This window comes from Pseudoalteromonas sp. LC2018020214, from assembly GCF_016598755.1.
Lineage (GTDB): Bacteria > Pseudomonadota > Gammaproteobacteria > Enterobacterales > Alteromonadaceae > Pseudoalteromonas > Pseudoalteromonas distincta.
Genome location: NZ_CP066804.1, coordinates 1,360,506 through 1,380,097, shown reverse-complemented (window position 1 = coordinate 1,380,097; position 19,592 = coordinate 1,360,506). Strand labels below are relative to the sequence as shown.

General features: G+C 38.6%; 16 protein-coding genes and 1 tRNA gene. 5 read left to right on the top strand and 12 right to left on the bottom strand.

Annotated features, from left to right (window positions below; translation table 11 throughout):
- Nucleotides 1-4: 4 nt before the first annotated feature.
- The 8 genes from tolA to JG479_RS06045 form a co-directional block, all read right to left on the bottom strand.
- Nucleotides 5-931: a cell envelope integrity protein TolA gene (gene tolA, locus JG479_RS06080; RefSeq protein ID WP_200220128.1), complete on the bottom strand. Its 927-nt coding sequence runs from the start codon at nucleotides 929-931 to the stop codon at nucleotides 5-7.
- Between the two features lie 4 nt (nucleotides 932-935).
- A complete protein-coding gene (gene tolR / locus JG479_RS06075) occupies nucleotides 936-1,364 on the bottom strand; it encodes a protein TolR (RefSeq protein WP_002960641.1) in 429 nt (142 codons plus the stop codon).
- Entirely contained in the window at nucleotides 1,351-2,055 is a 705-nt protein-coding gene (tolQ, locus tag JG479_RS06070) for a protein TolQ (protein ID WP_002960643.1), read from the bottom strand. The genes tolR and tolQ overlap by 14 nt, the downstream gene beginning before the upstream one ends.
- Nucleotides 2,056-3,180: 1,125 nt before the next feature.
- Nucleotides 3,181-4,188 carry a Holliday junction branch migration DNA helicase RuvB gene (gene ruvB, locus JG479_RS06065; RefSeq protein WP_002960645.1) on the bottom strand — a complete coding sequence of 336 codons (1,008 nt, stop codon included), beginning with the start codon at nucleotides 4,186-4,188 and terminating at the stop codon, nucleotides 3,181-3,183.
- A gap of 7 nt (nucleotides 4,189-4,195) precedes the next feature.
- The gene (ruvA, locus tag JG479_RS06060; RefSeq protein ID WP_002960647.1) at nucleotides 4,196-4,813 is read right to left on the bottom strand and encodes a Holliday junction branch migration protein RuvA; all 618 of its coding nucleotides are present in this window, start codon (nucleotides 4,811-4,813) and stop codon (nucleotides 4,196-4,198) included.
- A 2-nt stretch (nucleotides 4,814-4,815) separates the two neighbouring features.
- Nucleotides 4,816-5,340 carry a crossover junction endodeoxyribonuclease RuvC gene (ruvC, locus tag JG479_RS06055; protein ID WP_002960649.1) on the bottom strand — a complete coding sequence of 175 codons (525 nt, stop codon included), beginning with the start codon at nucleotides 5,338-5,340 and terminating at the stop codon, nucleotides 4,816-4,818.
- 129 nt (nucleotides 5,341-5,469) lie between these two features.
- Entirely contained in the window at nucleotides 5,470-7,971 is a 2,502-nt protein-coding gene (locus JG479_RS06050) for an ABC transporter permease (protein ID WP_039490138.1), read from the bottom strand.
- Nucleotides 7,961-8,674, bottom strand: a complete 714-nt coding sequence (locus JG479_RS06045; RefSeq protein WP_008137049.1) for an ABC transporter ATP-binding protein — start codon at nucleotides 8,672-8,674, stop codon at nucleotides 7,961-7,963. The genes JG479_RS06050 and JG479_RS06045 overlap by 11 nt, the downstream gene beginning before the upstream one ends.
- Between JG479_RS06045 and JG479_RS06040 the strand changes: the two genes are divergently transcribed.
- Both JG479_RS06040 and JG479_RS06035 read left to right on the top strand, forming a co-directional pair.
- The gene (locus tag JG479_RS06040) at nucleotides 8,675-9,298 is read left to right on the top strand and encodes an arylesterase (protein WP_002960656.1); all 624 of its coding nucleotides are present in this window, start codon (nucleotides 8,675-8,677) and stop codon (nucleotides 9,296-9,298) included.
- A gap of 111 nt (nucleotides 9,299-9,409) precedes the next feature.
- Nucleotides 9,410-9,486, top strand: a tRNA-Pro gene (locus JG479_RS06035).
- Between the two features lie 437 nt (nucleotides 9,487-9,923).
- Here JG479_RS06035 and JG479_RS06030 read toward each other — a convergent pair.
- Both JG479_RS06030 and JG479_RS06025 read right to left on the bottom strand, forming a co-directional pair.
- Entirely contained in the window at nucleotides 9,924-10,172 is a 249-nt protein-coding gene (locus tag JG479_RS06030) for a hypothetical protein (RefSeq protein ID WP_193226263.1), read from the bottom strand.
- A 92-nt stretch (nucleotides 10,173-10,264) separates the two neighbouring features.
- Nucleotides 10,265-11,902 carry a cyanophycinase gene (locus tag JG479_RS06025; RefSeq protein ID WP_200220127.1) on the bottom strand — a complete coding sequence of 546 codons (1,638 nt, stop codon included), beginning with the start codon at nucleotides 11,900-11,902 and terminating at the stop codon, nucleotides 10,265-10,267.
- Between the two features lie 262 nt (nucleotides 11,903-12,164).
- On the opposite strand from JG479_RS06025, the gene JG479_RS06020 reads away from it, so the two are divergent.
- The 3 genes from JG479_RS06020 (at nucleotide 12,165) to JG479_RS06010 (ending at nucleotide 14,165) form a co-directional block, all read left to right on the top strand.
- On the top strand, nucleotides 12,165-12,752 hold the full coding sequence (locus JG479_RS06020; RefSeq protein ID WP_149602905.1) for a hypothetical protein: 588 nt from the start codon (nucleotides 12,165-12,167) through the stop codon (nucleotides 12,750-12,752).
- A 98-nt stretch (nucleotides 12,753-12,850) separates the two neighbouring features.
- A complete protein-coding gene (locus JG479_RS06015) occupies nucleotides 12,851-13,765 on the top strand; it encodes a zinc dependent phospholipase C family protein (RefSeq protein ID WP_200220126.1) in 915 nt (304 codons plus the stop codon).
- 1 nt (nucleotide 13,766) lies between these two features.
- Nucleotides 13,767-14,165 (top strand): hypothetical protein, encoded by a 399-nt coding sequence (locus JG479_RS06010; RefSeq protein WP_039490150.1) that lies wholly within the window; start codon nucleotides 13,767-13,769, stop codon nucleotides 14,163-14,165.
- Nucleotides 14,166-14,188: 23 nt separating this feature from the next.
- Here the strand turns inward: JG479_RS06010 and JG479_RS06005 are convergent, their stop codons facing one another.
- The gene (locus tag JG479_RS06005) at nucleotides 14,189-16,459 is read right to left on the bottom strand and encodes a sensor domain-containing protein (protein ID WP_138488831.1); all 2,271 of its coding nucleotides are present in this window, start codon (nucleotides 16,457-16,459) and stop codon (nucleotides 14,189-14,191) included.
- A gap of 126 nt (nucleotides 16,460-16,585) precedes the next feature.
- Entirely contained in the window at nucleotides 16,586-19,435 is a 2,850-nt protein-coding gene (locus JG479_RS06000) for a UvrD-helicase domain-containing protein (protein ID WP_200220125.1), read from the bottom strand.
- Nucleotides 19,436-19,592 lie beyond the last annotated feature (157 nt).

Sequence of the window (19,592 nt, the reverse complement as noted above, 5' to 3'; positions counted from 1 at the left end):
TCCTTTAAAATTCTGGCTTGATTGTTAAATTAATATTCTTAAGTTTTTCGAATACGTCTTTATCTTTAGATACCGGTAATGTGTCAGCCATGCGCACTGCTCTTAATGCAGCTTCACATACTAACTTGTCGCCACCTAACGATTTAACTTGCGTTACTAAACCATTAAAGCCCAAACGAATATTAACTCGGCACTGTTGGTTTTTCATTTTTTCATCAATCAGTAAGTTTTGCTGAATACGCGCCATAATTAATGCACGGTACTTATCAACTTCGCTCACCACTTGTTGCTGACGTATTTTACTACGGGCAGCCTGCTCTTTGGCAAGTTGCTCTTGTAACATTTGCTCTTGCATTGCTTGCTGGCGTTTACGTTCGGCCTCAGCAGCACGCTCTTTTGCTTCCTCTTCACGCTTTTTGCGCTCAGCTTCTGCTTTTTTAAGTGCTTCTTCTTCAGCTTTGCGTTTGTCAGCTGCTGCTTTTGCTGCGTTTTCAGCTTCTTGCTTTTGCTTTTCGGCTTGCTTAGCTTTAGCACGCTCTTTTTGCTCAATGGCACGTGCTTTTTTAGCTTCTGCCTCGGCTTGCGCTTTTTCTTTCTCTTTAGCTTTACGCTCTTGCTCTAGCTTTTTAATATTACGTGCTTCTGATTCGCGTTGCTTTCGTGCATTGGCCGCTCTGCGTTCTAAATCACGGATACGTTTATCTTCAGCACTTTTTTTATCTTTTTCTTTCTTTTGAAGCTCAGCAATTTTTTGCTCAACTTGTTTTTGATCAACTGTAACGGCTGATACCGCTTTATCTGGCTTAGGTATAGCCGAATTAAGCGTTACTTCCATTACTTTAGGTGTTGGCGGATGAATATTTGCAGAAGCATACAAAAATCCACCAATCCCTAAATGAAGTACTATTGATTTTACTACTGAACTATTCATACAGCTACTTCCCCTCAAAGGATTCAGTCATTAATCCTACTGATGGTACGCCTGCATTTTTCAAAAAATCCATTAGTAATAATACTTCTTGATACGACACCTTACCCGAGCCTTTAATCATTACCGGCACGTCAGGATTTTTCATTAGCTGTAATTTTATAACCGCCGCTACATCAAGTGCTTCCATAGGCTCTTCAGGATCAGTACCTACACTCACGTAATATTTACCTTGTGCATCTATTGAGGCAATAATAGGCGGAGTATCTTTAGTATCAACTAAATCAGACTCTTCCATTTTAGGTAAATCAACTTTTACACCATGCGTTATAAGGGGTGCTGTAGCCATAAATATTATAAGTAGTACCAACATTACATCAATGTAAGGTACTACATTAATCTCTGCGACCGGACGGCGCTTTTTACGCTGATACATTCGCTTGTGCCTCTATTTGTGTAGCTGCTTGACGGTGTAAAATATTAGCAAACTCTTCCATAAAGTTAATATAGTGAGACTCAAGCTTTTCAACACTGTTTGAAAAACGGTTATAAGCAATAACAGCAGGGATCGCCGCAAATAAACCCATAGCAGTCGCAATAAGTGCCTCTGCAATACCAGGTGCTACCATTTGTAATGTAGCTTGCTTAACTTCACCTAGTGCAATAAAGGCATTCATTATACCCCACACTGTACCAAACAAACCGATGTACGGACTTATAGAACCTACTGTTGCTAAAAACGATAGGCTAGATTCCATTTTTTCAATTTCACGAGAAAGCGCAACACGCATAGAGCGGTGCGTTCCTTCCATAACAATACTCGCACTTTGAAATGTATTCTTTTTATGGCGAGCAAACTCTTTAAAGCCCGAAGTAAACAAAGCTTCAATGCCTTGAGACTGACCGCTGCGTGACGATATCTCGTTATATAATTTGCTTAAATCAATACCCGACCAAAACTTTTGCTCAAATTTCTTAGCATTTATTAGCGCATCCGATATTGCTTTTTTACGTTGAAATATAATTGTCCACGACATTACAGACATGGCAACTAGCCCTAACATTACTAATTGAACAAGCAAACTTGCTTCTAAAATTAGATCTAAAAAATTAAGCCCTGATCCCACGTTAAACTCCTAAATAATTTCAAAATACGGCAAATTGGTTAATTTGTGTAAATATGACCGCTTACACGGCCAAAAGTTGCATCTAGTGTATCTAGTCCATTTCAAGCTGACAACGGTATTGCTATGAATAGGCAACAAAAAACGTTAAAAAAACAGCTTTAGTTGGCATTTCCCTTTACCTCAGTATTTTATTTAAACTTTTAAACTAACTCGCTAACTATAAATATGCGTAAATATATACATGAAACGTCATAAAATGCGCCGTTTATTCAAAATAAGAGCATAAACACTCAAAACCTATAAGCCTCACCTGCACGTAATAGTAAAACTAATACCGAGCTATAACGAAATAAATTACTTAAGTTATAAATTTCATAAACTTATAAATTTAACGATTAATTAACGCACAAGATTCAAACAACAATAAAATTCACTAAATTAGTTTTTCTAATCTGAAAATACAAATTTTCTAGTTTGAACAAAAAAGTAAACTTACGTATTATTCTCCCATACCGAGCTAGCGCACTGAATGAGATAGTTTCATTAAGCCAAGTTCTTAGTAATAGGATATTTTATCGTATTACATTGTTTTACTCTTTCTGGATAAAACCAAATTTAGTAAAACGTAGTTCCCCTGGATTACTTCCTTCAACTTGTTGTTTGCCCGCATTTTTTGCGGGCTTTTTTTTGCCTGCAATTTAGTGCGCTACATATTTCATACCAACCTGCATAAATCTTTGATCAATTTAACGAATTAAATTGCACTATAACGTCGTTAAAAATTTTTTATTTAGAACAACTAGATACAAAAATTTTTGCCTAGTTCTAGCGTAATTTTCTTAACGTTAAGTAGACCCCATATATAAGCAGATTGGTATTATTTATAAACTAATAATTGCCCTACCTAATTTACAATAAGAAATCGCTTACTAGTTTGAATGGTACGCAGGATAGCTTCGCGAGTCTTAACGCCCTGTGAATTAACAGTTAACTATAAAGCGTATTAGTATTTTGAAATAACATTTGCAACAGTGTGTTGAGGTTTTGGGTATAATAATTTGAAACAAAGGGATACTGAGACAATTACCTGCTGCGCAATAAAACACAGCAAGTAAAGTATATAGGCTAGTCTTTTTTAGGAAGTAAACCAAAGTGATGGTATGCACTGTCAGACACTATGCGCCCGCGTGGTGTACGCTGAATAAATCCTTGCTGGATTAAAAATGGTTCTATTACATCTTCTATTGTTTCGCGCTCTTCACCAATAGCAGCCGCTACATTGTCGAGCCCTACTGGGCCGCCCATAAATTTTTCGATTATGGCGAGTAAATATTTGCGGTCCATATAATCAAAACCACTTTTATCTACGTCAATCATATCAAGGGCTTGCTTAGCTACATCGGCGTTTACTGTGCCGTCAGATTTTACTTGAGTGTAATCGCGTACACGGCGCAATAAGCGGTTTGCAATACGTGGTGTGCCGCGCGAGCGCTGCGCGATTTCGGTAGCGCCATCGTCACACATTTCTAAACCAAGATAATGTGCAGAGCGCCCTACTATGTGCGATAAATCTTCTACAGAATAAAACTCTAATCGCTGCACAATTCCAAAACGGTCACGCAGTGGCGATGTAAGCGAGCCTGCTCGTGTGGTTGCACCAATAAGTGTAAATGCAGGTAAGTCTAATTTAATAGAACGCGCAGCTGGGCCTTCACCAATCATTATATCAAGCTGGTAGTCTTCCATTGCGGGATACAGTATTTCTTCAACTTGCGGGCTTAGCCTGTGTATTTCATCGATAAACAGTACATCGCCTTCTTCTAAATTAGTAAGTAGAGCAGCTAAATCGCCTGCTTTTTCAAGTACAGGGCCTGATGTTGTTTTAATACTTACGTGTAATTCATTGGCTACAATATTTGCAAGCGTGGTTTTACCAAGCCCAGGTGGGCCAAATATTAATAAATGATCGAGCGCTTCACCACGGGTTCGGGCAGCTTCAATAAAAATTTCCATTTGCTGCTTAACATGAGGCTGGCCTCTGTAGTCGGCTAAAAGTTTTGGTCTGATTGCACGATCTATAGAGTCTTCATTTGTTTTTTCAGTCGCATCAATTAAGCGATCCGCTTCAATCATGGGTTACTCACAACATAGATTTTAAAGATTCTCTAATAAGAACCTCAGTAGACATATCGGGTTTACTTATCGATTTTACTGCTTTTTGAGCTTGTGGCAATTTATAACCTAATGCAAGCAGTGCCGATACGGCATCATCCGCTGCATTATTAGCAATTGTCGCATCGCTCATTGGCTCTATTACTGCGCTGTCACTAAATGGCGTAAATAAATCATTACCCCAATCTTTTAGCCTGTCTTTCATTTCGAGTACTAAACGCTCGGCTGTTTTTTTACCTACACCGGGTAATTTAACAAGCGATGTTGAGTCTTCGTTATTTACACAACTTACAAATTGTTTTGCCGACATGCCCGATAAAATAGCTAAGCCAAGTTTTGGCCCTACGCCATTTGCTTTTAATAGCTCTCTAAACAAAGCACGTTCAACTTTATTATTAAAACCAAATAATAGTTGAGCATCTTCACGCACTACAAAGTGAGTGTAAACAATCGCATTTTCACCAATTTTTGGTAAGTCGTAAAAACAGGTCATTGGCATTTGTACTTCGTAACCTACACCACTTACTTCGAGTAATATTTCTGGTGGCTGTTTTTCGACTAAAATACCATTTAAGCGGCCTATCATAATTATTTCCTTAAACGTCCTCTAACGGTTTTGCTTGCGCTGCCCGCTAGTTTAATTAAATTTTGTTCTGAGTGGGCGTGGCAAATCGCAATAGCGAGTGCATCAGCTGCATCGGCCTGTGGCGTACCGGGTAATTTTAAAATATTTTTTACCATGTGTTGCACTTGTGTTTTATCTGCGCCACCGTTGCCTACTACTGCTTGCTTAATTTGCCTAGCTGAGTATTCAAATACGGGTAAGTCGGCCATTGCCGCGCCAACAATCGCAGCGCCTCTAGCTTGGCCTAGTTTTAAAGCTGAATCGGGGTTGTGCGCCATAAATACTTTTTCAATGGCAAAGGTTTCTGGCGAAAACTGCTCAATAAGCTGTGTAATGCCTTGGTAGATCATTTTAAGCCTAACCGGAAAAGGATGATCGGCTAACTTAATACAGCCACTGCCTAAGTATGTAAATTTAGAACCTTGATGGGCAACAACACCATATCCGGTCAAACGTGAACCAGGATCGATCCCTAAAATGATGGCCAAACAGCGCTCCATTGTTATTATTTTTAAATTACGCTAATAATGCCAGAGCACTGTATAAATTACCAGTACAAAGAAAAACAAAAATGCCCACGTACTAGGTGGGCATTTACAGAGCATGTTAGTTTAAGCTTACCCTAGGGCACGCACTAATCCTTGGGTGTTTTGTTTAAGTGTTCGGGCAATCATTAAATAGCCTAAACCTGCCACAAATACGCCGCCAGCTACCGGACCTATAATCCATATATGCGGGTGTAACTTACCTGCTAAATCAAACATTTGTTGCTGCACAATTAAAAGCGCTATATCACTAAAAAATGCGGCAACTAAGCCAGCTAAACCGCCGAGTAATAAAAACTCGTACAAGGTCGCGTTTTTAATTAATCGGCTTTTAGCGCCAAGCGTTCTGAGTATTACAATTTCTTGCATGCGCTCACCTAAACTAGCTTGCACTTGCGATATAAGTACAAGCGCGCCACACAGCACAACAATGGCAAGTACAAAGCCAATGGCGAGCGATACTTGCGAAATAGTTGTTTGGATTTGCTTAACAAAGTTATCAATATCAATGGCTGTAATAGTAGGGTAAGTACGCAATAACTGGCTAAAGTCACGCTTTTGATCTGGGTTTATACGTACCGACGAAATATACGTCGCCGGAAAATCTGCAAGTACATCTGGGCTTAAAATAATAAAAAAGTTAGGTTTAAGCGTGGCCCAATTAACTTTGCGCACACTGGTAATTTTAGCGTCGAACGACTGCGAACCAATTAAAAATGTGAGCGTATCGCCTATCTCAACATCTAAACGCTCAAGCATCGACTCCTCTACTGAGGCTTCAGCCATCGCATTCTCACCAAACCACGTACCTTGTGTTACTTCATTTTGGTCAGGCACATCTTTAAGCCATGTAAGATTTAGCTCGCGGCCAATACCTGCACGTGCTTCTTCGTCTTTTTTCTCGTTGTCTTGCAGCGATACTGAACGTGCTACCAACTCGCCATTCACCGCATTTACGCGCCCACGAATAGTGGGATAAAACTCTGATACTTGAATAGCTTTTTGAGCTAAATATTCATTAATTGGCTCAAGCTCATTTTGCGTAATATTAACTAAAAACGCATTAGGCGCGTCGCTTGGAAGTTGCGACTGCCAATCAGATATCATGTCGTTTTTAAGTACCACTAAAAACAGCAGTAATTTAATCGCTAACGAAAAACTAATTAACTGTACCGCGTTCACATTTGCACGCTTTTGGATAGATGCAATTGCAAGCGACCAACTGTTACCTGGCTTAAGTCCTAATTTTCGACCGCCACCAAATATTAATTTAGATACTAAAAACAACACACCAATTAGCGCAAGTGTTGATATAAACAAAATAAGCGTTATTTTTATGTTGTTACTAAATAACCACATTAATAAAAATACAGTTAGCGCACTCATGCCTAAATGCACACGACTTACTGCCAACTTGTCACCTAAGTTACGGCGCAGAACTCTAAGCGGTGGAATATCAAATAAATCAAATAACGGTTTAATAGAAAACATAACAGCACAAATTACGCCAGTGCTTATAGCCACCAGCCAAGGTTTAAAGCCACCTAAAGGTAACTCTGTGCCCATACTTTTTGATAAGTAACTTGTTGCTATTTCTTGCAAGCCATAACCAATTAACAGCCCTATACTTACCGCCATTGCACATACAAGTAATAAATGAAGCATGTATATTTTGCGGATCATTGAGCGGCTACCGCCGAGCGTTTTCATCATCGCTACTGGGTCGTATTGGCGTTCACAATAACGTTTTGCTGAAACAGCTATAGCCACTGCTGCCAAAATAATACCTAATAGGCCTGCAAGTAATAAAAAGCTCTCTGCGCGGTTTAAACTATTTGAAATAGGTGATTGGCGGTCTTTAACGCCGTACCATTGTTGGTTTTCTTTCATTTGTGGTTTAAGCCACTCGTAAAAGCTATTTATGTCGGCCTCACTGCCTGCATAAAGTTGGCGGTAATAAACACGACTACCCGGCTGCACAACTTCGGTTTTTGCCACATCGTCAATATTGATAAGCACGCGGCGGCTGCTCGAAAATACATTAAATGGCGCATCGGGCTCTTCTACAATAACTTTTGAAACATTAAATAATGCAGCACCAAGCTCTACTTGCGCGCCTATATCAATATTTAAACTGTAAAATACCGATTCACTTAGCCACACATTACCAGGCGTTGGTCCGCTATTAGCAACTTTAGTTTCACCGGTTAGGGTATCTTTAACTTTTAACTGCCCTTTTAACGGGTACGCATTAGATGCCGCTTTTACTGAGCTAAACTGCATTTCATCATCGGCAAACAACATAGTGTCGAAGTACACCATTTGCGCCGTTTTTAAATTTTGGCTCTGTGCTTTAGTAATAAAAGCGGTGTCCAGAACATGGTCGCTTGCAAGTACACGGTCTGCTGCAATAAAAGCACTGCTTTTTTGCGCAATACTTTGCCCTATTCGCTCAGTAACCATCGACAGTGTAAGCACGGTTAACACAGCAAGAGCGATAGCTGCGCTTATAACCGTGAGCTCACCACGGCGAAATTCTCGCGAAAATAATTTAAGCGCTAACTTAACCCACATTAGCAACGTCCTCTACTTGGCTTTTTACCAGTAAGCCCGCTTCTATTTGAATAATGTGCTCACATTTTTGTGCAAGCCCTTCATCGTGAGTAACCAAAATAAGCGTAGTGCCGTGTTGCGTGTTTAAATCAAATAATAAGGATTCAATCATTTTACCGTTTTTGCTGTCTAAATTAGCCGAAGGCTCATCAGCAAATAGTATTTTAGGTGTACCAATAAATGCTCGCGCAATAGCAACACGTTGCTGTTCACCGCCAGAGAGTTGCGACGGGTAATGATCAATTCGATGGCTCAAGCCTACTTTTTCAAGTAATGCAATTGCTTGCTCTTTTGCATCACTTTCACCAGCGAGCTCTGCTGGCAGCATAACGTTTTCTAGTGCCGTTAAGCTTTGTACTAACATAAACGATTGAAATACAAATCCAATTTTAGCCGCGCGCAGTGCAGCACGCTCTTCTTCATCTAAATTGTGTAATGGTTCACCATCTAAAAATATTTCACCGCTGCTGGCGGTGTCCAGCCCTGCTAATAAACTGAGTAACGTAGATTTACCAGAGCCCGACGTGCCAACAATAGCAACAGACTCGCCATGCTTGACATTAAAGCTGATGTCGCTGAGGATGGGCAGCTCACCTTCAAAGGTAGAGACTACTTTAGACAAACCATTAACCTGAATTATATTTAATTGAGAAAGCGCTGACATATGACTCATTCAATCCTTCGTTTAGTATTCATTTTATTTTTAGTTATCAAACCGCTGAGCGCAGCAGCCGACAACACGATTTTAATACTCGGTGACAGTTTAAGCGCAGCCTACGGACTTCAACAAGAAGAAGGCTGGGTAAAATTGTTACAAGATAAATACGATGACGAACAAGCCGACATTGAACTTATCAACGCCAGTATTAGTGGCGAAACATCTGGTGGAGCCCTACGCCGTTTAGATGCATTGCTTGAGCAATACGAACCCACTCATGTACTTATTGAGCTAGGTGCTAATGACGGTTTACGTGGTTTTCCAGTCAAAAAAATGCAAACTAACTTAACGTCTCTTATTCAAAAAAGCCAAGCAGCTAATGCGATGACCGCCTTAATGGAGATTTACATTCCCCCTAATTACGGTCCGCGTTATAGCAAAATGTTTACTGACACTTTTTCGCGCGTTAGCGAAGAAACAAATGCGCATTTAATGAACTTTTTTATGCTAGATATTGCCAGCCAATCTGATCTAATGCAAAACGATAGTTTACACCCTAACAAAAAAGCTCAGCCATTAATACGAGATGAGATGTATGACTCGATCAAAAAGTGGTTAAATAAAGACTAGCTAATTAATACACCGCAAGGGCGTCTTTTTAGGCCTCTTGCGTAATAAACACCCAAACAAACAATCGCTTATTGATTTTTAAAAAAATACACGTACTATTGCAAACAACGTCGGTATGTAGCGCAGCTTGGTAGCGCACTGTCATGGGGTGGCAGGGGTCGAGAGTTCGAATCTCTCCATACCGACCATTAATACCAATCCGCAATAATACTTAATCATTTTGCGGGGCTAAACGTGTCGCTACCTGTGTTAAAAAATTCTCATTTAGAACAACTAAATAGCGAATTTTTTGCCTAGCTATCAACACGTTTTTCCATCCTAAAAATAGATCACTTAATTAAGCGAATTGGTATAAACTCCTTCTATATCAATAAATTAAACTTCTCTTCAAAATATAGCCAAAATCCATCTGTTTTGATTCTACAATTTATCCGTAGCACTATCTTATTTATCTAAGCGCACTTAATAAAACTGAGTTTAGCTGGCTAGTTTTGTGGTTTTTGAGGGGGGTTGTATTTGATTGTTATTAACTTGAAGTGGCCTTTGTGGGATCTATATGAAGCATTTAATTTCAATTTATTGAAATTAAAATAAAAAAGCGCTCTAAGCGCTTTTTATTAAAGTACTAGTGCTTGCGCCCTACACCATTACGTACCATATCTTGCCCTGTTTGGAATACATCTTCTGTAATACTGCGCGCTAAAAGTAATTTTTGATTATCGTCAAACACGGCTACAAAACGACTACCATCACTATTGTTTGTTGCCATACCAACGCCCGAAACACCTTTAAGGCCAAGACCGCCGTTTTCTACATTTAATAAAAAGCTTTCTAATTCGACTAGACTGGAAATTACATCATTTTCTTTATTCATTTTAACACTCTTTTAGTAAGGCTTTTAAATCATTATGGTGGCTATTTTATAGAGAAGAGCCAAAAACTTAAACCCTTGGCTCAGGTTAGTCACTAAATCGACTTTATAGCTAACTCTAAATTGCTTAGCGCACAACCAAACTCTTTTGCATTTACGCGATGATACTGTGTGTCACTCGTTGCTGTAAGGCTAATTATAAACTCGTCTTGTTGGGCTACCGCACTTTGCTCTTGGCTTAGGCACATCGCTTGAGTAAGTGAACGCAGTTTTGAATTTGTTAAAATTGAGCCAAAACGCTGCACTGGCAGTGGAGGTATTTTTATAGCGGGTAACGCTTCATCTATTGTGCGTGCGCTTAAGGTAAACGTATTATTGGTAATTTCAATTACACTATTTGTAGGCCAGTACGAGTAGCTATAGCTCTTACTCTCAGGTTGGGCTTTACCTTGGTTAGCCAAATGCACTACACCACTTTTGCCTATTACGGTTATTAAACTACCTTCTGGTGATTTAATAACAACCAAAGCCGTATTTTCATCAATACCAAAACCATGTTGAATCTCTGTTTTAATATTTTTGACTTCGTTTTTATTTAGCGCTGCTGCAAGCCTAAATGTACGGTTTTGTTCGCTAAATTGAGTATCTAGTACACCAAAATTAAAGCTGCCAAGTCCACCAGCATTAGTGTTATTTTCACCTTTACGAAGTGCCTCAAGGCTTGTCGTATTTGTAAGCATACCCGTCACTTTACTTTGGATTGCAGCACCGGCTCCTTCACCTACAATTACTGGGCGAGTTTGCAATGCTTGCGTCCACGGGTATGGGTTATTGTTTTGATCAAATAATACCTTGTGAGTTAATGCTGCATTACCGCTATTAAACATAACGCCGGTACTGCTTTTAATAAGTGATACAAGTGCATTAGTGCCACTTTTACATAAAGCGTATTCGGCCTTTGTGCGATCGGGATAAATCACTTCACGGTTATACACATTCATTAATGTATTTCTAAGCGCTGGTAATTCATCGCACGAGTTACTCGTAATCGCTTTAGCAAGCGCTGGCGTTAGTGCTAACCATTGAGTGTTTATATTTGATTGTGCCAAAAGACTTTGCGCTACATCTGCCGACTCATAAGGGTCGCGGCTCGAAGCCGTAATAGCAAGCATGGTGGGTTTTGCGTTATTAACTTTTAAACTGCCCGACACAAATTGTAAAATATTATTAGTCGCAACCTCATTATTAAAATCTGTATTTACTTGCTCTTTTAAACGCTCACCGTTTTTATTAAGTAGCGGTACTTCTAGCATATCAAATACAAAGTTGTACTCTTGCTGAGTTAGACTTTCTAATTGCTGATTATTTATATCGCGCCAATGCCAGAGTAAATCAGTTTTTGATACGCTATTTGACGATTTACTTTGTATGGTTTTAAGTGTTTTTAATACAGCCGTTTTTGCCTCAACATTATTAGTAGGCCAATGCTGCGCGATGTTTTTTATTTGAGAGCTGCTAAGTGTATATAAATTATGTGACTTACCATCAATAACAGCCTCTTTTTGGCAATTATTGAGCTTGGCGCTAGTACAGGTAGTAAGCTCTGACCCCACTAAAATTAAAGTTTGGCTTTGCTCTTGAGCCACTGCATTTATTGAAAATCCTGCACCGACCAATGCCACTACCATACCCAGTAACTTCGGCTGTTGATCACGTAAAAATGCACATATCATAATGTAAACTCTAATATAAATAATAAAACTAATGTGCTGTAGTTTAACAGCTAGCCACTTTCGCCTAAATATATTTTTATAAATGTTAAATAATTCAAGTCTCTGAAAAACGTTAGGGTTAAGCACTGCATTTAAATACATTGTTTAGTTTGCCCTTTTGTCTTTGTAAATATTATCTAAACAAATTTAAACGGGGCATTTATTGACCAATTTCATTGTTTAAATTACGGTGGTGAATTATTTTATGTAACTGGGGTGAAATATGGACTTTTCTAATGAAGAGATAAATTTTTTTGCTGAGTTATTTAAGCCTAATAAAAAGTCACATGCTCACAACAGTCACGTTTTAACGTTACAAAGTTCAGTACCAGCCAATATTGCTCACTTACTTAATAGCGCTAATTTAACCCTGCTCGCAGAGGTTGCACACTACCAGTTATGGTTTCCGTTGGACTTAAAAATTGATAGCGCCGGTATAATCAAACCTATTTTAAACGCCCCCGAAGTAATAGACACACAAGGCACACTGCGCAGTTGGCGCTGGAGTGAGCTAAATATTAAAAGCCAAGGGTTTAAAATTGAATCAATATCAAACACGGGGATGTTTTTAAAACCCCTCAGAAAAGGTAACCATTTAAATAAATCGCAGCACATGGAATTTATTTTGCCTAACAAACAAAGTATTTCGATGGAAATAGAACCCGTAAGGCAAAGCACGCAAGGTATAGCCGCTAAAATAACGCAAATCCATAGCGGTCAAGAGCAACTAAGAGCTTACCTATTTGAAGAACATAAACGTCAACATGCTAAATTATACGAGAATGGCCAATTAGTTGAGCAGCTAATTTAATAGGTGTTTACCCCGCTATACTTGCATTTAGTTGGCTTTATTTAACCCCCTCTCAATGTTAATCTGTACCCTTATTAATAAATCATAAGGATATGACAATGCCAGGTGCTTTTGCGCACATCACTGCTGTTAATATTGCAACGCAAACCAAGTCACTCGCTAAAATGGATATGCCTAAAAAAGCAAAGCTTATTTTAAGCCAACGCCAAGCATACCTTGAACTAGGCTGTGTAGCCCCCGATTATCCTTACTTAGCTGTAGCGCAGCCTGGCCAAAATGCGTGGGCCGACCTAATGCACTATGAGCACACAGGCGATTTACTTAAAGCCATGATTGAACACTGTAAAACACTTAAAGGTGAAGCATTTGAGAAATGTTTTGCTTGGTTATGCGGTTATATGGCCCATGTTGCTGCGGATATAACGGTGCATCCGGTTGTTGAATTAAAAGTAGGCCCGTATGAGCAAAACCAAACGGCGCACCGTACCTGCGAAATGAATCAAGACGCGTTTATTTGGCAACGTTTAAACTTAGGTGAGTTAGGTTATGCTGACCGCGTGCAACAAAATATTGGATCTTGTACTAACAAAGACGATAATTTTGATACCGATATTGCAAAAATTTGGCAACATGCTTTATTAACGGTTCACCCAAGCTACGCAGCACAACACGCTCCTAACTTTAATTCATGGCATAACGGTTTTCAGCTTGTGGTAAATAATGTTGAAGAAAGCTATCGATTATTTGCCTGTGCACGCCATGTTGCTGCTGATTTAGGCTTGTTTTATCCTCGCCCAAACGAAGTAGACCCCACTTTTATTGAACAACTAAAAACGCCGCACGAGCCTATGCATTACAACGATATTTTTGACTTTGCCGTTAGTAACATTCAGCACTACATAACCATTATTGCCAATGCCGTATTTTTAGATACTGATTACAGTGCAATTAAAAATTGGAACCTAGATACAGGCTACGATGAAGACAACACGATGACGGTATGGAGCAAATAAAATGAAACACTTACTTTGTATAAGCCTCATGGTATTACTTAGCGGTTGCTACACTCCTAAAAACAACAATCCAGAAGTGATGGCCGACTTAGCCTCACAATTAAAAGATATTGCTACAGCCGTTGATGGCACACTAAAATTTAGTGAAACATCCTATTCAACAACTGATGAATTGTTAAAAGCTGCTGTTAAAAACGATTTAAGCAAACTTGCACCCTTTGGGGAATACACGCTTATTGTAAACGTACAAGATGATAACGCAGTGCTACTTTTATGTGATGCCAATACTGCTTTAATTGAAGATGCAGGCTGTACTGCTCAATCAGATATACAGCATTGGGGAGCAGGAGTTATTCATCAGTGCAAAATAACTATAAACGCCCAACAGCTCTGTAACTAGGTAATAAAATACCTGCTATACATTTAAAGTTGAGCCGTCATCTCTTTGGGGTTAAACACTAAGCCATGGCGGCTAACATGCTCTGCAAAATTTTCGGCTGGCATTGGTTTCGCAAAGTAAAAGCCCTGAAATTCTTTACACCCCATTTGCGTCATTATTGCTACTTGCTCTTGGGTTTCTACTCCTTCGGCTACACACTTAATATCAAGCTCTTCACACATAACGTGCACCGCTTTAACTAAACTTTTTTGACGCGTAGAGCTCGTTACTTGGCTGATTAATGAGCGATCTAACTTAAGCTTGTTAATAGGATAATCGGCAAGGCGTGCAATATTAGAATACCCCACTCCAAAATCATCAACCGAAATAGTAAAACCCCACGATTGCAGTGTTTGCATAAGCTTTAGCGAATGCGCTTGGTTTGCCTCAAGAGAGGTTTCAGTCAGTTCTAACTCTATTTGAGGTGGCTTTACGTTAAAGTCGGCAAGGTATTTAACCAGTTTTGACATGAAATCGGTTTGGCTAAAATCAATTAGAGATATATTTATTGCCACCGGCACACTCGGTAAACCCGCCTTAGTCCAATTGGCAATTTGTGCGCAGACTTTTTGAATAATCAGATCGGTTAATCTACTGACCATTCTGTATTCTTCAGCAATAGGAATAAATACCACTGGCGACACATTACCTAGTATGGGACTGTTCCAACGCGCTAAAGCTTCAAGCCCTATACATTGACCCGTTGCATCTACTTTAGGTTGATAGTGTACCGACAAATCGCCCTGCTGAAGCGCTTCATCTAATAACATCGAAATTTCGTATTTTTCGATAAAAGCTTGTGATTGTTTTTCGTTATAACCACTTAGAGGCATATTACAGTTTGCAACTTTAAGTGCTTCGCACGCATTGCTAAGTACTGTTGTGCTGCTTTTTCCGTGATCAGGATACTTTGCAAAACCAAATAAAAATGATTGCTGACACTTAGTGCCAAACACATTATAAGTTTTATCTAATGTATTTTTTATTTGCATTAATAGCTTATCTTCAAGCTCGTTTTGCGAGTTTGCGCCAATTATAAAAGCAAGCTTTCCTACTCCTATATGGGCACACAACAACGGCCCATCTGCCATCGCCTTTAAACGCTTATACGCGTTAATAAGTAATGCTTGAGAGTCGGCTTTAGTGAGCTTTAAATTTAAGTATTCACTATTTGCACTTTGGGTAACAACGATAAAAAAACCTTTTTGGTATTTGCTTGTTAATCTGTCGCATTGCAGCTCAAACCATTCTCTATTAGGTAGTTTTGTTTGCGAGTCTCTAAAGCGTAAACGTTTATTTTCTTGTTCCATCATCGATAAATTTTGTTTAATTAGCTGCTCTTGCGTGCAATCGTAAAAGTCGTATACACGGTAGTTTGTATTCATTGTTATTTGCTGGTAGCAGGCTTTAAAATAGCTTTTTTTGTACTTCACAATTTTATTTTGAGCATTAGGGGCGTCAAAAACTAAAGTAGGAAATAAATGAGAAAGGTTAACGCATTCTTCTTTTAATTCTTTTTTTATACCAAACATATCAATAGCGTGTTGATTAAAATCAGTAATGACAAGATTTTCGTCAACAATAATTTTGGCTTTATTTGATTCGGTGAACAGGCTTCGATAAAGCTCATTTTTATCTTTAAGGTGTGTATTAGCGCTTATCATTGTTTTGTTTAAACGCTTAGCAGCCACAATTGTGCGTGCTACAGCAAGGGGAATACAAATGTTAAAAAATAAGAATATTAGCCCTGTAATGTATAAGCTGGCATCGGGAAGTTGTTGAGCAATGCCAGTTAAGCCCGATACATCAACGTTATTGATGATCATATAAAACGGTACAATGTTTAATACGCCATAAGCAAGGGCTGTTCTATAACCAAGTAGCATAAGTGCGATTATTGGGCAGGAATACATATACATAGAGCCCACTTTAGCAAGCTCTAAGTCTGTTAAAAATAAGTTCATCGACACGCTAGCAGCTACAATAGCGATTAAAAGTACATGAGCGCTGAAGTGATAAAAACGCTTACTTGCTATAAGCAAACCGCATACAGTCGCAAAAAAACTGCTTGTTAATACAACAATATAAATTAAGTTAAACTCAATAGCGCTTGCGTACGTGTGGCACACCACAGCAAAACATAACACCATTACTAATGATAGAATAATGCGCAGTGCACTTATTCGCCAATTAGCAACCTGATCAGGGGCTGAATAGTGATCGTTTAATAAAAAGAACCTATTGAAAAAATGCATAATAAACAACAGTTAAAGCTCATTCTTCTATTAGACATTGATAACTTGTTAAAATCAATCAAATGAATATAATTTCTATTTACATTGTTCTATAAAATAGACAGGTGTAAACCTGCTCGTTAGCCGTTAAACATTCATTTTTCGAGTGTTTTTACAGTTATCCTCTTTAAGCGCGAAACCACTGCATCCTAAAAATTCACCGTGCTTAGATTTACGTTTACGCATTTCGCGACCACACTTTTCACAAATTGGATGCTGCGTTTTACACTCTGTATTCACACATTGTGAATACGTGCTTTTATCAACCGATGGGCTACTACAGCTTTTACACACTCGTAGTTTAGTTTCGCAAATCTGCGTATTAGTACAGCTATAATAATCACCATACTGACCCGTTTTTGGCACAATTAATCCGTCGCTGCACGTATTACACTCTCTTTGCTTTAGTTGCGACTTGTTAAACAACGTGGAGCCGATTTGAATAGGATAATCGTCATTTACTAGTTCTTTTACAAACGCTGAGCATGCATAAGGGTCTGCAATTAAATACGCTTTATGTTTTGCGCGCGTAATACCTACATAAAGCAAACGCCTTTCTTCTGAGTGAGTGAATTCATCTTGCTCTGGTAATAACGACTCCACCAGCACGTTATTTTGATTATCGCTAGGAAACCCTAATTTACCTTGTTCAAAACCAATAATAATACAGTAATCGGCTTCAAGCCCCTTAGCGCTATGCAATGTCCAAAAATAAAGAGGGTTTGTATGCTTTTTATCTTTTAAATGCTGCTGCACGCTATTTAACATGTATCGGTATCGACTAAGTATGGCAATGCTCGCTGATGCATCATTTTTTTGAATAGTGCTTATGCTCTGCTGTACTTTTATTTCTATCGATTTAGTGCCTTGGTATAAATCGTCTAACAAAATAACTTGTGGTGTGGTTACTTGCGTATGTGTGCTGATCTGCTTTTTATATTGCTCAGGGTTTTGCATTACAAAGCGCCCCGCTACATCGCTAATGCTATTGTTGTATCTAAATGTTTTTTGCAACATAGTAAGTGAGTGGCTGCCCACTAATTCATTAAAGCGTGTAGTAAGCGCTAAATTACCACCCGAGAACCGATAAATTGCTTGCCAGTCATCACCTACCGCAGTAAAGCGTATTCCGTTACCATATTTTAATATCGCATTTAAAAAGCCCATACGCGCACTTGATATATCTTGAAACTCATCAACTAAAATGTGGCTCCACGGAACATTAAAATCTCCGCTTACTATCGCCTTTGTCGCTTGAATAATCATGTCGTCAAAATCAATGGTATTTTGCGTGCTTAGTTCATTTATATAGGCGTCATGAATTTGCACTAACAAGTTTGCATATTGTTGATAGTTTTTAATACCACTTTGCTTGATGCGCTGCGCTATTTGCGTATTACTTAGTTGCTCTACACGAATAGCTTGTAAGCATTTTATGTACTTATCAATGCCTTGCTGCAACTGTCCTGAGTTATTTAAAGTATGAAATATTTCGTCGCTACTTAAAGGTGCTAATTCAACATTATGCTGCTTTAATTGCTTTGCGAGAGTTTGCTCAAGCTTTCCTTCTACCCAGTTGTAATGAAAGGTCTCGAGTAAAGTGGTGCCATTTTTTTTATGTAACTTACGCTTAAATGCAATTTGCTCGTTATAGTGTTTTTTATCTATATCGGCACGAGTATTCCCTTGCCTATCAATGCCAAAGTGCTCTAAGTAAATATCGTATTGAGGTATATAAAAGTCTGGTTGATATTGCCCACTTAGCTCTGCGCCTTGATTAAAGTGATAATTCACCTCATAACTGTGCGCCACGCAATTCAAATGTAGCCAGTTTGAAATAAGCACTTCCTGATAACTTTTTACTTTATGTCCCGCAAGGCTACGGTATTCGTTATCGCGTACGTACCGCTCGTACTGTGCATTATCTTTAAAGCTAAATATATCAATCGGCTCATGGAGTAAATCTACAAATGCTTTTAAAAACTGTGGCTCGGTTTGTATTTTTTTACTTACCCACCCAGTTAACCAACTATTTAATTGAACTGGGTCGGTTGCAAATTTTGACAACTCGATTGGCTTTTTAGCACTTTGTAATAATTTAAGCCCAAGCGCATGAAACGTTAAAATAGTGGGTACTTTGGTATGCAAGTTTGCATGCGTGGCGCGTTTAATAAAGCGCTCTTTAAGCTCATTTGCTGCTGTTTTATTATAGGCCAGCACCAAAATTTGCTCAGGCTTGGCAATATCACACGCTATTAAATCTAACGATTTTGCTACCATCACAGATGTTTTACCTGTGCCTGCTGCCGCTAATACTAGGTTTTTATCGTTATCGCGTATTACCGCTAAGCGCTGCTCTGTTGTTAATGGATTTGACTCTACTTGATTAAAAAAGTCATTTTTAAGAGTTAGCTGTTTTTTTTCATATTTATGGCGCAGCTGTGTGATTGCATCGTGAGTATTGGGTGTGGAGCTCAGTATATTTAAAAATTTAATACTGCTTGGCGATAAGTGTTGTTGCCATGTGTTTGTACTTTGAGCGTATTGTTTAGCAAGTAAAAATACCTCGTTATTAAGTATTTTTATGGAACTATCACGTAAAAACTCATCTAAAGCATAACGCTTTAGCAAAGCCTTGGCGTTATTTACTTTTTGCTCAAGCATGGCTGAAAATTGCGTGTTAAGGGCGGTATTTAAAGACTTAGCTTGCGCTTTGTTTAAAAAGCTAATTGATGTATTGCTACTATCGCACAAATTAATTTTGGCGCTAAATAAACGATTTTTAAGTATTGAGTAATTATAAAAGTCTTTAATTAAAAATGTCCGCGAAGGAGCACTTCTAAAATGCACAACAAGGCGCTCTTGTTCAATAGTTACGTGTTTAATACGGGTAAAAAAACGGCCTAGCCAACTTGGAGTAGCAATATACTGCGCCATAATACTCAATATGAAGATATGCTTTGACTTGATTGTAACATACTCTTTTATATTACATTTAACGCTAAATAGTAGTCATTTATCGAGCAACCTCTTAGCAGGCTGACTTTTAAAACTTAATATTAGCATTTTACTCACAACCATTAACAATTTTAAA